General features: G+C 64.5%; 11 protein-coding genes. All 11 read left to right on the top strand.

The annotated features are described in order from the left end of the window. Positions 1 to 62 precede the first annotated feature (62 nt). The 11 genes from JI744_RS10750 to mraY all read left to right on the top strand — a co-directional run bounded on the left by JI744_RS10750 (position 63) and on the right by mraY (position 12,824). Positions 63 to 1,499 (top strand): protein adenylyltransferase SelO, encoded by a 1,437-nt coding sequence (locus JI744_RS10750; RefSeq protein WP_202660618.1) that lies wholly within the window; start codon positions 63 to 65, stop codon positions 1,497 to 1,499. An 84-nt stretch (positions 1,500 to 1,583) separates the two neighbouring features. Further along, positions 1,584 to 2,144, top strand: a complete 561-nt coding sequence (locus tag JI744_RS10745) for a helix-turn-helix domain-containing protein (protein WP_202660616.1) — start codon at positions 1,584 to 1,586, stop codon at positions 2,142 to 2,144. Positions 2,145 to 2,286: 142 nt separating this feature from the next. Next, on the top strand, positions 2,287 to 3,477 hold the full coding sequence (locus tag JI744_RS10740) for a glycine C-acetyltransferase (protein WP_202660614.1): 1,191 nt from the start codon (positions 2,287 to 2,289) through the stop codon (positions 3,475 to 3,477). Next, positions 3,474 to 4,499, top strand: coding sequence for an L-threonine 3-dehydrogenase (gene tdh / locus JI744_RS10735; protein ID WP_202660612.1), 1,026 nt, complete (start codon positions 3,474 to 3,476; stop codon positions 4,497 to 4,499). The genes JI744_RS10740 and tdh overlap by 4 nt, the downstream gene beginning before the upstream one ends. A 605-nt stretch (positions 4,500 to 5,104) precedes the next feature. Then, a complete protein-coding gene (locus JI744_RS10730) occupies positions 5,105 to 5,617 on the top strand; it encodes a division/cell wall cluster transcriptional repressor MraZ (protein ID WP_202660610.1) in 513 nt (170 codons plus the stop codon). Between the two features lie 3 nt (positions 5,618 to 5,620). Beyond that, on the top strand, positions 5,621 to 6,601 hold the full coding sequence (rsmH, locus tag JI744_RS10725) for a 16S rRNA (cytosine(1402)-N(4))-methyltransferase RsmH (RefSeq protein ID WP_202660608.1): 981 nt from the start codon (positions 5,621 to 5,623) through the stop codon (positions 6,599 to 6,601). A 1-nt stretch (position 6,602) separates the two neighbouring features. Then, entirely contained in the window at positions 6,603 to 7,004 is a 402-nt protein-coding gene (gene ftsL, locus JI744_RS10720) for a cell division protein FtsL (RefSeq protein ID WP_202660599.1), read from the top strand. Further along, positions 7,001 to 8,800, top strand: coding sequence for a peptidoglycan D,D-transpeptidase FtsI family protein (locus JI744_RS10715; protein WP_202660597.1), 1,800 nt, complete (start codon positions 7,001 to 7,003; stop codon positions 8,798 to 8,800). Before ftsL ends, JI744_RS10715 begins: the two co-directional genes overlap by 4 nt. Positions 8,801 to 8,830: 30 nt before the next feature. After that, on the top strand, positions 8,831 to 10,306 hold the full coding sequence (locus JI744_RS10710) for a UDP-N-acetylmuramoyl-L-alanyl-D-glutamate--2,6-diaminopimelate ligase (protein ID WP_202660595.1): 1,476 nt from the start codon (positions 8,831 to 8,833) through the stop codon (positions 10,304 to 10,306). Then, positions 10,303 to 11,742, top strand: a complete 1,440-nt coding sequence (locus JI744_RS10705) for a UDP-N-acetylmuramoyl-tripeptide--D-alanyl-D-alanine ligase (protein ID WP_202661472.1) — start codon at positions 10,303 to 10,305, stop codon at positions 11,740 to 11,742. Before JI744_RS10710 ends, JI744_RS10705 begins: the two co-directional genes overlap by 4 nt. Continuing rightward, entirely contained in the window at positions 11,742 to 12,824 is a 1,083-nt protein-coding gene (gene mraY / locus JI744_RS10700; RefSeq protein ID WP_202660594.1) for a phospho-N-acetylmuramoyl-pentapeptide-transferase, read from the top strand. The genes JI744_RS10705 and mraY overlap by 1 nt, the downstream gene beginning before the upstream one ends. Positions 12,825 to 12,844 lie beyond the last annotated feature (20 nt).

The raw sequence follows: 12,844 nt of genomic DNA, 5'->3' as shown, positions 1-12,844 counted from the left end.
CCGGCATTGCCGCGCCGCGTGCAGAGGGCCATATTGTCAGCCATGACTGCAATGGGGCGCCGATGACCTTTCGTTTTGACAATTCCTGGGCGCGTGATCTGCCGGGCAGCTTTTTGCGGCAGGTGCCCGACCGTGCGCCGTTGCCTGAGCTTTTGGTCTTCAACCGGCCCCTTGCCATCGATCTGGGTCTTGGCCCCGAGGTCGAGGCGCAGGCTGCTGCGTGGTTTTCGGGTGCCGAGGTGCCGCCGGGGGCGGAGCCCTTGGCACTGGCCTATGCCGGGCATCAGTTCGGCGGATTTTCCCCGCAACTGGGTGATGGCCGGGCGCATTTGCTGGGCGAGCATATCGGCCCGGACGGGCGGCGCTGGGACATTCAGCTAAAGGGTTCGGGCCGGACACCATTTTCGCGCGGTGGCGATGGCAAGGCCGCCGTTGGGCCGATGCTGCGCGAGTATCTGATTTCCGAGGCGATGGCGGCCCTTGGCATTCCGACCACGCGGTCGCTGGCGGTGGTTGCCACGGGCGAGACGGTGTGGCGCGATGGCATGGCGCTGCCCGGTGCCGTGGTGGCGCGGGTCGCGGCCAGCCACATTCGGGTGGGCAGTTTCCAGTTTCTGGCCGCGCGGGGCGAGGATGCCAAGCTGCGGGCGCTGCTCGATTATACCATCGCACGGCATTTCCCCGATCTGGCCCCCGGCGATGCCTTGGGCCTGTTCGATGCGGTGGCGGTGCGGCAGGCGCGGTTGATTGCCGAATGGATGGGTGTGGGCTTTATCCATGGCGTGATGAACACCGACAATATGGCGCTGTCGGGCGAGACGATCGACTATGGCCCCTGCGCCTTCATGGAGGGCTATGCGCCGGGGACGGTGTTTTCCTCGATCGACCGGCAGGGGCGCTATGCCTATGCCAATCAGCCGCTGATTCTGGGCTGGAATCTGGCGCGGCTCGCGGAATGTCTGGTGTCGTGGTTCGATGCGGATGAGGAAACGGCGGTGGCCATCGCCAACCAGCGGCTGGGCGCGATTGCGGGGCTGTACCGTGCCGAATGGGTGGCGGTGATGCGCCGCAAGCTGGCGCTGGAGGGTGAGGAGGACGGCGACGGCGCGCTGGCCGATGACCTTTTGGCGGCGATGGCCGGGCAGGGCGCGGATTGGACGCTGACCTTCCGCCGTCTGGCGCATGCAGCAGAGAGGGAAGAGGCCCCGTTGACCGGCCTTTTCACCGATGCGGCGGCTTTGCGGGCGTGGCTGCCACGCTGGCGGACACGACTGTCCCCCGATGCGGCTGTGCGGCTGCGGGCGGCCAATCCGGCGGTTATCCCCCGCAATCATCTGGTGGAAGAGGCGCTGACGGCAGCAACCGCAGGCGATATGGAACCGTTCGCGGCACTCTTGGCCGAGGTGCAGCGCCCGTTTGCGCCCGAGGCGGGGCGAGAGCGGTTCACCCTGCCCGCCCCGACTGGCTTTGGCCCCTATGTCACCTTTTGCGGCACCTGATATCTGACAAATTTCTTTGAAGAAATTTGGCAAGGATTTTCGAAAACCCTTGCATCGCGCAAGGCTAGGGGGTTCGCTTTGGCCATGAACGTCAAATCCGATATTCACGACAGGCTTGCGGCCAGTCTGCGAGAGGCGCGTAAGGCGCGCGGCCTGTCACTGGATGCGGTGGCCAAGCTGTCGGGCGTGTCGCGCAGCATGGTCAGCCAGATCGAACGGGGCGAATCCTCGCCCACGGTGGCAACGCTGTGGAACCTGACCCAAGCCCTGCAGGTTGATTTTGCGGGCCTGCTGGAAGGGCGGCCCGAGCCGGGGATTCAGGTCACCCGCGCCGGGGCCGCGCCCGTCATTCAGGGTCGCGCCAAGGGCGTGACCATCCGCATCCTGTCGCCCGCCGAGGCGGTGGGCGAGCATGAGGTGTATGATCTGGGCTTTGCCGCAGGCGGCGCGCTGGACAGCGAACCCCACAGCGCGGGCTGCCGCGAACATCTGACGGTGATCGAAGGCGCGGTTCTGGTGCGGTCGGGTGAGGAAGAGGTGCGGCTGGGGCCGGGCGATACCGCCCGCTATGCTGCCGACCGTTCCCATGCCATTCTGGCCGAAGGCGGCGCGGCGCGCGCCATTCTGATCGTGCAGGACAGTTGACGGTGCGGACCGGGGCGCCGCCCCGGACCCCGGAGTATTTGGGCCAAGAGGAAGTCGTATCCGCTATGGCGGAGGATATTCTGCTATCTTGACCGGTGCGCGCCGATACTGCAATGTCCGTCAAGTTGGAGGAATTTCCGTCATGACAGATTCTCGCTTTCTGACCCATATGAAAGAAACCCTTGCGGGCATTGAGGCCGAGGGCCTGATGAAGCGCGAGCGGCTGATCGAGGGCGCGCAGGGTGCCCATGTCACGATTGGCGGGCGGCGGATGCTGAACCTTTGCGCCAACAACTATCTGGGGCTGGCGGGTGATCCGCGCCTGACTGCGGCCGCGAAGGCGGCGATGGACAGCCATGGCTATGGCATGGCCTCGGTCCGCTTCATCTGCGGCACGCAGGATTTGCACCGGCAGTTGGAGGCTCGGCTGGCGGATTTCCTTGGGATGGAGGATGCCATCCTGTTCGCTGCCTGTTTCGACGCCAATGGCGGGTTGTTTGAGCCCTTGCTGGGCGAGAATGACGCGATTGTGTCGGACAGCCTGAACCACGCCTCGATCATCGACGGGGTGCGGTTGTGCAAGGCCAAGCGCTATCGCTTTGCCAATGGCGACATGGCCGACCTTGAGGTGCAGGTGCTGACCGCGATCCGCGACGGGGCGCGGTTTGTTATGATTGCCACCGATGGCGTGTTCTCGATGGATGGCTATCTGGCCGACCTGCGGGAAATCCGACGGATTGCGGACCAGTATAACTGCCTTGTGATGGTGGATGATTGTCACGCGACCGGATTCATGGGGCCACAGGGCAGGGGCACGCCCGCCCATGCCGGAGTGAAGGCGGATGTGATCACCGGCACCCTGGGCAAGGCCTTGGGTGGGGCGCTGGGCGGTTACATCGCCGGGCCGCAGCCGGTGATTGACCTCTTGCGGCAGCGGGCGCGGCCCTATCTGTTTTCCAACGCATTGCCGCCTGCGGTGGTGGGGGCGGCGCTGGCGGCGTTAGATATTGTCGAGGCTGCCGATGACCTGCGGGCGCGGCTGTTTCACAACGCTGCCTATTGGCGCGACGGGTTGCAGGCGGCGGGGTTCCGGCTGTTGCCGGGGGAACATCCGATCATTCCGGTGATGCTGGGCGATGCGCCCTTGGCGCAAAGGTTCGCTCAGGCGTTGGATGCGCGGGGGGTGATGGTGTCGGCCTTTTTCTTCCCCGTGGTGCCCAAAGGGGCGGCGCGGATCCGCACGCAGATGAATGCCGCGCTGACGCAGGAGGACCTGGATTTTGCCCTGACCGCATTCGAGGCGGCGGGCCGTGAGGTGGGGGCGATACGATGAAGGCGCTGGCGAAATCGAAACCCGAAGTGGGCCTGTGGCAAGAGGAACGCCCGGTGCCTGACATCGGCCCCGAGGATGTGCTGATCAAGGTGAAAAAGACCGGCATCTGCGGCACCGACATTCACATCTGGAACTGGGATGAATGGGCAGCGCGCACGGTGCCGGTGGGCCTGGTGACGGGCCATGAGTTCGCCGGGGAAATCGTGGCCAAGGGCGCGCTGGTCGAGGGGCTGGAGATTGGTCAGCGTTGTTCGGGCGAGGGGCATCTGATCGGCAAGCTGTCGCGCCAAAGCCGGGCGGGGCGGTTCCACCTTGACCCGGCAACGCGAGGGATTGGGGTGAACGAACCCGGCGCCTTTGCCGAATACCTGCGCCTGCCCGCCTTCAACGTGGTGCCCTTGCCCGATGCGATTGATGATGAGATTGGCGCGATCTTGGACCCGCTTGGCAATGCGGTGCATACCGCGCTGAGCTTTGATCTGGTGGGTGAGGATGTGCTGATCACCGGCGCCGGCCCCATCGGCATCATGGCGGCGGCGGTGGCGCGGCATGTCGGCGCGCGGCATGTGGTGATCACCGATGTCAACCAGGCGCGGCTGGACCTTGCCGGGCAGGTGGCCGATGTGACGCCGGTGAACGTGGCGACGACCGAGCTGCGCGACGTTTATGGCAAGCTGAAGATGGTGCAGGGCTTTGACGTGGGCATGGAGATGAGCGGCAACCAGCGCGCCTTGGACCAGATGGTGGAACATCTGGTGATGGGCGGGCGCATCGCCATGCTGGGCATTCCGCCGGGGAAAAGCCCGGTGGATTGGAGCCGGATCGTCTTCAAGGCCATTACCATCAAGGGCGTCTATGGCCGGGAAATCTTTGAAACCTGGTACAAGATGATCGCCATGCTGGAAAACGGGCTGGATGTGAGGAAGGTGATCACCCACCGCTTCAAGGCCAAGGATTTCGTGACCGGGTTTGAAACCATGCGCTCGGGCCTGTCGGGCAAAGTGGTGCTGGACTGGGACTGACCGCCACACGCCGAATCAATCTGGTGGGAAATCATGGGAAAGCCGGGGCATCTGCCCTGGCTTTTTCGATTCCCGGTGTATTTTTTGTCAGGTGCAGTTGGGTTTTGTGGTGCCAGCATCGCAATTGCAGAAAGTTCACGGGAATTTCTGGGATGCCCCGGGTGGCGAGAGTTGTGTCTATATCTAGCGGTAACCGCAGCGTGAGCGCCTAGTGATTGAAGCCAATCACAGCGCTGACCCACAAGATGCTGTTTCAACCCCGCAGCGCAGGCAAAATCTTGAGACCTGTCCCCAAAAATTTCCATTGCTTCCCATGAAATCCCATGGCATCCCTAACTTACGGAAGATGAGACGGGTACGGAAAGCAGGGGCGGCTACAAGACCCCGAACGGCGAATACCAAGGCTTCATACAGGCAACCGATTTCATCCGACGAAAAGAGATCCGGCGCGCAAGCGAGCAGACATCTCCCCCAGGTGGCATGCGCAGCTGGACGCCCAGCGATGGGACAGACGGCGGGTCGAGCAGTGGCAGCAGCTCGGCCCGCCTTTCTATTTAAAGACCCGGAATACCGGGCAAACGGGACAGAAGGGCAGGCCGAAGACCATGGCGTCAGAGGCGTTCAGAGGCGAGTTCTACCAGCGGGTAGACGGCAAGGCGCGGGTCTCGATCCCGGCGGCCTTCCGGCGCATTCTGGAAAGCGAAGACCCGTCTTCCCCCGAATTCCCCCGCCCGCGCATCTATATGGTTTACGGCGGAAAAAAGCGCAGCTTTGTCGAGTGTTACTCCAAAGCCGGTGCCGATCGTCTTGCCGAACAGATCGAGGCGATGGAACTGGGTTCGCCTGCGCGGGATCGGGCCGAGCGCGATCTGATCAGCCGGTCCGTCATGGTCGAGATTGACCCCGAGGGCCGCATCGTCCTGCCGCCTAAGGTGCGCGAGAAGATGGGTTTTCTGGGCGATGACCTGTCCACGGGGGCCGAGGCGGCATTCGCCGGGTTCACCAACCGCTTCAAGCTTTATCGTCGCGAAGTCTATGACGCAGAGATGGCCGAAGAGGACGACGACGAGGATGTCGATCCCCTCGCGCTGGTCGGCAGGGCGCACCGGGGGGGCTGAGGTATGGCCGAGACCCCGCATATTCCCGTTCTGCTGAACCCTCTTCTTGCTGCCGTTGCCCCGGTTACGGGCGTCTGGCTGGACGGCACCTTTGGCGCGGGCGGCTATGCGCGTGGGCTGCTGGCGGCTGGTGCCGATACCGTGATCGGGGTTGATCGCGACCCGCTGGCGTTTCAGATGGCGGCCCCTTGGGTGGGCGAATATGGCGACCGGCTGCGGCTGGTTCCGGGCACGTTTTCGCAGCTTGATGCCCATGCGGGCGAACCCTTGGACGGGGTTGTGCTGGATCTGGGCGTCTCCTCGATGCAGCTTGATCTGGCAGAGCGCGGCTTTTCCTTCATGAAGGACGGCCCGTTGGACATGCGGATGAGCCAGCAAGGCGACAGCGCCGCCGATCTGGTGAACACGGTCGAAGAGGCCGAGTTGGCAGACATCATCTATCTTTACGGCGAAGACCACGCCTCGCGCCGCATCGCGCGCGCGATTGTGCAGGCGCGCGAGGCGCGACCGTTTGAAACCACGCTGCAATTGGCCGAGGTGGTGGCGCGCTGTCTGCCGCGCCCCAAGCCCGGCCAAAGCCATCCCGCCACCCGCACGTTTCAGGCGATCCGCATCGCCGTGAACACCGAATTCACCGAACTGGCCGAAGGGTTGGCCGCTGCCGAACGGGCGCTGAAACCCGGCGGTAAACTGGCCGTGGTGACGTTCCACAGCCTGGAGGACCGCATCGTGAAACGGTTCTTCCAGCTTGCCTCGGGTGCTGAGGCAAATGCCAATCGCTATGCCCCCGCCCGTGAAACCACCACCGCCCGGTTTGAAATGATCACCCGCCGCGCCGTTGGGCCCGATGACGAAGAGCTGGCCGCCAATCCGCGGTCACGCTCGGCCAAGCTGCGGGTGGGGCGCCGCACCGACGCCCCGGCCAAGGCCATCGCGCCCGACGCTTTGGGCGTGCCGCAATTCCGCAAGAAAGGACGCCGCTGACATGCGCCCGTTGGTTTACATCCTGTCGTTTCTTGCCGTCATGGCGTTGGGCTTCTGGGCTTACCGCGAAAACTACGAAACCCAGTCCACGCTGAAGGAAATGGCGGCGGTGCAAGACCAGATCGCCAACCTGCGCGAAAGCCTGACGATCCAGCGCGCTGAATGGGCCTATCAGAACCGGCCAGACCGGCTGCGCGCGCTGGTGGTGGCGAATTTTGACAAGCTTGAGCTGTTGCCGATGGAACCGGCCCAATTCGGCACGCCGACCGAAATCGCCTATCCGCCGCCGCCCGCCGTGTTGCAGGCAGCGCCCGAAGCGGTGTCGCCGGATGAGCTGGGCATCGACGCGCCGGTGGCCATCAGCGGCGAGCTTGCTAGCAATGCCAAGGGGCAAACGCCATGATCCGCACCCCCCTGCGCCCGCTTGCCCGCATTCTGAAGGCCCGCGACCAAGGCCAGAACCCCGATGTGATCGAGCGTGAAAACCTGCGCCTTCGGCATGAGGAAATGCGCGACAAAACCCGCGCGCGGGCGCAGATGCGCCTGCTGATCCTCGCGCTGTGCTTCTTTTCCGCCTATACCGTGATCGGCGCGCGGATGGGCACGCTGGCCGCGTCAGAGCCGATCGAGCCGCGCACAGCCTCAAGCGCCGAAGAAATCACCGCCAGCCGCGCCGACATCGTGGACCGCAATGGCCGCATTCTGGCGACCAACATGCTGACCCATGCGCTGTATGTGCAGACCAAGGATCTGATCGACCCCGAACATGTCGCGGTGGAACTGGCCAAGATTTTCCCCGATCTGAATGCTGACCAGTTGCTGAAACGCATGACCGACGGGCGCAAATTCATGTGGGTCCGCAAGGTGATGTCGCCTGAACAGATGCAGGCCGTGCATGAAATCGGCGATCCAGGCCTGTTGTTCGGCCCACGCGAGATGCGGCTTTATCCCAACGGCAACCTTGCCTCGCATGTGCTGGGCGGAGCGAGTTTCGGGGCCGAAGGTGTTGCTTCGGCCGAGGTGGTGGGCACCGCAGGCCTTGAAAAAGCAATGGATGCGCGGCTGCGTGACCCCAACATGGCGGGCACACCCCTGACGCTGTCGCTGGATCTGACCGTTCAGGCCACGATTGAAGAGGTTCTGGCCACCGGCATGACGATGATGAACGCCAAAGGTGCCGCTGCCGTTCTGATGGATGTGCGCACCGGCGAGATCATCGCCATGGCCTCGCTGCCAGATTTTGACCCCAACAACCGCCCCAACCCCGTGCTGCCCAAAGGGGCAGAGCCGGGCGACAACCCGCTGTTCAACCGCGCGGTGCAGGGGGTGTATGAACTGGGTTCGGCCTTCAAGATCTTTGCGGCCTCTCAGGCAATGGAATTGGGGTTGGTGCGCCCCGATACGCTGGTTGATGCCGACGCGCCGATGGTCTGGGGCAAGTTCAAGATCAAAGAGTTTGAAAACCACAACTATGGGCCGTTGCTGTCGGTTTCCGATGTCATCGCCAAATCGTCGAACGTCGGCACGGCGCATATCGCGTTGATGATCGGCGGCGAACGGCAGCAGGCGTTCCTGAAATCGCTGGGTCTGTTCCAGCCGGTTCCGGTCGAACTGGTCGAGGGGCCGTCGGCCAAGCCCATCGTGCCCAAGCGCTGGCCCGACATCACCACGATCACCGTCAGCTATGGCCACGGCATTGCCGCCAGCCCGCTGGCGCTGGCCACGGCCTATGCCAGTATTGCAAATGGCGGGATCAAGGTGACGCCGACGCTGCTGAAACGCGATACACCGATGGAGGGGGTGCGCATCCTGTCCGAGGCGACCGCGCATGAGGCAGTCAAGATGCTGCGCCGCGTGGTGACCGAGGGCACCGCCAGCCTTGGCAACGTGCCGGGCTATGAGGTGGCAGGCAAGACCGGCACGGCGGAAAAGCCCAAACCCATGGGCGGCTATTATGACGACAAGGTGGTGAACACCTTTGCCTCGGTCTTTCCGGCCAGCAACCCGCGTTATGTGCTGACCGTCACGCTGGATGAGCCGTCCGAGAACACCGGGCCAAAGCCGCGCCGCACTGCGGGGTGGACGGCGGTTCCCGTCGCGGCAGAGGTGATCCGCCGCACGGCTCCGCTGCTGGGCCTCAAGCCGCAGGTTGAAGCTGTCACACTGGATGGGGTAACAGCCGTCTCCAACACGAACTAGGTCGGCCGTTCGGGCCGAAGCAGGCAGGATATGGCGGGCAAGACACTGGGTGAACTGGGGCTGACGGCGCGGGGCGGGGCGGATGCCTTCGTGACCGGCCTGACGGTGGACAGCCGCGGCGTGCGCGAGGGAATGCTGTTTGCCGCCCTGCCCGGGGTCAAGGTGCATGGCGCCGAGTTCATCGCCAAGGCGCTGGCCCAAGGGGCGGTTGCGGTGCTGACCGATCCAGCAGGCGCGGTGATCGCGGCCGAGGCGCTGGTTCTGTCGCCCGTGGCGTTGGTCGTGGTGCAGGATGCGCGGGCCGCCTTGGCGCAGGCGGCGGCCCTGTGGTTCGGCGCGCAGCCCGAAACCATGGTTGCCGTCACCGGCACCAACGGCAAAACCAGTGTCGCCACCTTTACCCGCCAGATCTGGATGGCCCTTGGCCATGCCGCGATCAACATCGGCACCACGGGCATCGAGGGCGCGTGGGAGGCCCCAAGCTCTCATACCACCCCCGACCCGATCACCTTGCAACGCGTTCTGGCCGAGGCGGCAGCGGCGGGTGTGACCCATGCGGCGATGGAAGCATCCTCTCACGGCCTGACCCAGCGGCGGCTGGACGGGGTGCGGTTGAAGGCGGCGGGGTTCACCAATCTGACGCAAGACCACCTCGACTATCACGGCACGATGCAGGCCTATTTTGACGCCAAGGCCGAACTGTTCAGCCGCCTTTTGCCGCCCGAAGGCGTGGCGGTGGTGAATGTCGAAGGGGCCAAGGGGCCCGAGATGCTGGCACTGGCGCAGGGGCGCGGGCTGGCGACGATCTCGGTCGGCAAGGGGGCCGATGCCGATTTTCGCATTTTGGGCCAACGCTTTGACGCCACCGGGCAGGATTTACGCTTTTCGTGGAACGGGCAGGACCATCAGGTCCGCCTGAACCTGATCGGCGGCTTTCAGGCAGAAAACGTGGCCGTTGCGGCCTGTATGGCGATTGGCGCGGGGCAGGCGGCGGGCGATGTGTTCCGCGCCTTGCCACAGCTTTCGGGCGTGCGGGGGCGGATGCAGCTTGCTGCAACCCGGCAGAACGGCGCTGCGGTTTATGTCGATTACGCCCATACGCCCGATGCGATTGAAACGGCGCTGCGCGCGCTGCGCCCGCATGTTCTGGGGCGGATCGTCATTGTCTTCGGCGCGGGCGGCGACCGTGACACGACCAAGCGGCCCCTGATGGGCGCTGCGGCCAAGGCCAATGCCGATGTGCTGTACGTCACCGACGACAACCCCCGCAGCGAAGACCCCGCCACCATCCGCGCCGCGATCATGGCCGCTTGCCCAGACGCGAACGAGGTGGGCGACCGGGCCGAGGCGATCTTGCGCGGCGTTGATGCGCTTGGGCCGGGCGATGCCCTGCTGATTGCGGGCAAGGGGCACGAGACGGGGCAGGTGATCAAGGGCGATGTTTTCCCCTTTGATGATGTGGAACAGGCCAGTATCGCCGTGGCGGCGCTGGATGGGGTGATCTGATGGCATTGTGGACCAGTGCAAAGGCGGCAGAGGCAACGGGCGGGCGGGCAACCGCGCCTTGGGCCGCCACGGGCGTGTCGATCGACACCCGCACCCTGCAACCGGGCGACCTGTTCGTGGCGCTGAAAGATGTGCGCGACGGGCATGAGTTTGTGGCGCAGGCGCTGGCCAAGGGGGCTGCCGCCGCGTTGGTTTCCCATATTCCCGACGGGGTTTCGCCCGATGCGCCGCTGCTGATCGTGCCCGATGTCCTGCAAGGTCTGGCCGATCTGGGGGCTGCGGGGCGGGCGCGGACGCGGGCCAAGGTGGTGGGGGTGACCGGCTCTGTCGGCAAAACCTCGACCAAGGAAATGCTGCGCGTCACGCTGGCCGGGCAGGGCAGCGTTCACGCCGCCGAAGCCAGCTATAACAACCATTGGGGTGTGCCGCTGACGCTGGCGCGGATGCCGGAGGATGTAGATTTTGCCGTGATCGAGATCGGCATGAACCACCCCGGCGAAATCGCGCCTCTGGCCCGCATGGCGCGGCCCCATGTGGCACTGATCACCACCGTCGCCCCCGCGCATCTGGAGGCGTTCGACAGCCTTGAGGCCATCGCCCGCGAAAAGGCCGCAATCTTTCTGGGACTGGAGCCGGGCGGCACCGCAATTCTGCCCGCCGATCTGTCGGTGACGCCCACCCTTCGCGCAGGGGCCGCGCAGGCCGCGCATATGGTCACCTTTGGCGCGGCGGACGGGGCCGACTGGCACCTGACCGCCACCAAGCTGTGCGACACGGCCACCGTGGTGCAGGTCAGCCATGCGGGTCAGCCGATGCTGTTCAAGGTGATGTCGCCCGGCCGCCATTTTGCGGTCAACGGCCTTGCCGTTCTGGCGGCGGCAGAGGCGCTGGGGCTGGACCCGGTGCTGGCCGCGACCGACCTTGGCCGCTGGTCGCCCCCCGCCGGGCGCGGCGCGCGCGAACACATCATTCTGGATGTGGTTGAAGAAACCGCCTTTGACCTGATCGACGATGCGTTCAACGCCAACCCCGCTTCGGTCGCGGCCAGCCTTGATGTGCTGATCGCGGCCACCCCGCAGGACGGCGTGGGCGCCAAGGCCAAGGGCCGCCGCATCGCCGTTCTGGGCGACATGCTGGAACTTGGCCTGACCGAGGCGGCGTTGCACCTTGCCATCGCCCGCCACCCCGGCCTTGACCAGATCGACGTGATCCACTGTGTTGGCCCTCGGATGAAGGCGCTTCACGCCGCCCTGCCACGCAGCCAGCGCGGCCAGTGGGTTGAAAAGGCCACCGACCTTGCCAGCCATTCCCGCAGCCTGATCGATCCCGGCGATGTGATCCTTGTAAAAGGGTCAAAGGGGATCAAGGTCAGCCTTGTCGTTGACGCGCTGCGCAAATTGGGGCAACAGGCGACCCTCGTAAAAGGAGAGGCGTAATGCTCTACTGGCTTGCCGAGTTCTCGAAGGGGGGGGATTTCTTCAACCTCTTCCGCTATATCACGTTCCGGGCGGGCATGGCCTTTATCACGGCGCTGATCTTTGGCTTTATCTTCGGACGCCCGCTGATTGACCTCTTGCGCCGCAAGCAAGGCAAGGGCCAGCCGATCCGTGATGACGGGCCGCAAAGCCATTTCGTCAAGGCGGGCACCCCCACCATGGGCGGCCTGTTGATCCTGTCGGCGTTGATGGTGTCCACGCTGGTCTGGGCACGGCTGGACAATCCCTATGTCTGGATCGTCATGCTGGTGACCGTGGCCTTCGGCCTGATCGGGTTCGCCGATGACTATGCCAAGGTGACCAAACAGAACACCAAGGGCGTGTCGGGCCGGGTGCGGATGCTGCTGGGCCTTATGATCGCGGCACTGGCCAGCTATGCCGCCGCGCAGTTCCACCCGACAGAGCTGACCGGGCAACTGGCGCTGCCCTTGCTGAAGAATGCGCTGATCAATCTGGGTATCTTTTTCGTGCCCTTTGGCATGATCGTGATCGTCGGCGCGGCCAATGCGGTCAACCTGACCGACGGGCTGGACGGGCTGGCGATCATGCCGGTGATCATTGCGGCGGCCACCTTGGGTATCATCGCCTATGTCGTTGGCCACGCGACGTTTTCCACCTATCTGGGCGTGCATTTCGTGCCGGGAACGGGCGAATTGCTGGTCTTCACCTCTGCCCTGATCGGCGGGGGGCTTGGGTTCCTGTGGTACAATGCACCGCCTGCGGCGGTGTTCATGGGCGATACCGGATCGCTGGCGCTTGGCGGGGCCTTGGGGGCGATTGCGGTCTGCACCAAGCATGAAATCGTGCTGGCCATCGTCGGCGGCCTGTTCGTGGTCGAGGCGATGTCCGTCATCATTCAGGTTGCCTATTTCAAGCGCACCGGACGGCGGGTGTTCCTGATGGCGCCGATTCACCACCATTTTGAGAAGAAGGGCTGGGCCGAACCGCAGATTGTGATCCGGTTCTGGATCATCTCTCTGATCCTTGCGATGCTGGGTCTGGCGACGCTCAAAGTGCGCTAAGGTCAGCAAAGTGCGACAAG

It is taken from the genome of Fuscibacter oryzae (assembly GCF_016765795.1).
Classification (GTDB): Bacteria; Pseudomonadota; Alphaproteobacteria; order Rhodobacterales; family Rhodobacteraceae; genus Fuscibacter; species Fuscibacter oryzae.
Note: the sequence above shows the minus strand (reverse complement) of the source record. Positions and strands in the feature narration are given on the sequence as shown.

Excerpts from the sequence above, each read along its gene's own strand:
- JI744_RS10750 (WP_202660618.1), top strand. The coding sequence starts at position 63 with ATGACCTTTCGTTTTGACAATTCCTGGGCGCGTGATCTGCCGGGCAGC.
- JI744_RS10745 (WP_202660616.1), top strand. The coding sequence starts at position 1,584 with ATGAACGTCAAATCCGATATTCACGACAGGCTTGCGGCCAGTCTGCGA.
- JI744_RS10740 (WP_202660614.1), top strand. The coding sequence starts at position 2,287 with ATGACAGATTCTCGCTTTCTGACCCATATGAAAGAAACCCTTGCGGGC.
- tdh (WP_202660612.1), top strand. The coding sequence starts at position 3,474 with ATGAAGGCGCTGGCGAAATCGAAACCCGAAGTGGGCCTGTGGCAAGAG.
- JI744_RS10730 (WP_202660610.1), top strand. The coding sequence starts at position 5,105 with ATGGCGTCAGAGGCGTTCAGAGGCGAGTTCTACCAGCGGGTAGACGGC.
- rsmH (WP_202660608.1), top strand. The coding sequence starts at position 5,621 with ATGGCCGAGACCCCGCATATTCCCGTTCTGCTGAACCCTCTTCTTGCT.
- ftsL (WP_202660599.1), top strand. The coding sequence starts at position 6,603 with ATGCGCCCGTTGGTTTACATCCTGTCGTTTCTTGCCGTCATGGCGTTG.
- JI744_RS10715 (WP_202660597.1), top strand. The coding sequence starts at position 7,001 with ATGATCCGCACCCCCCTGCGCCCGCTTGCCCGCATTCTGAAGGCCCGC.
- JI744_RS10710 (WP_202660595.1), top strand. The coding sequence starts at position 8,831 with ATGGCGGGCAAGACACTGGGTGAACTGGGGCTGACGGCGCGGGGCGGG.
- mraY (WP_202660594.1), top strand. The coding sequence starts at position 11,742 with ATGCTCTACTGGCTTGCCGAGTTCTCGAAGGGGGGGGATTTCTTCAAC.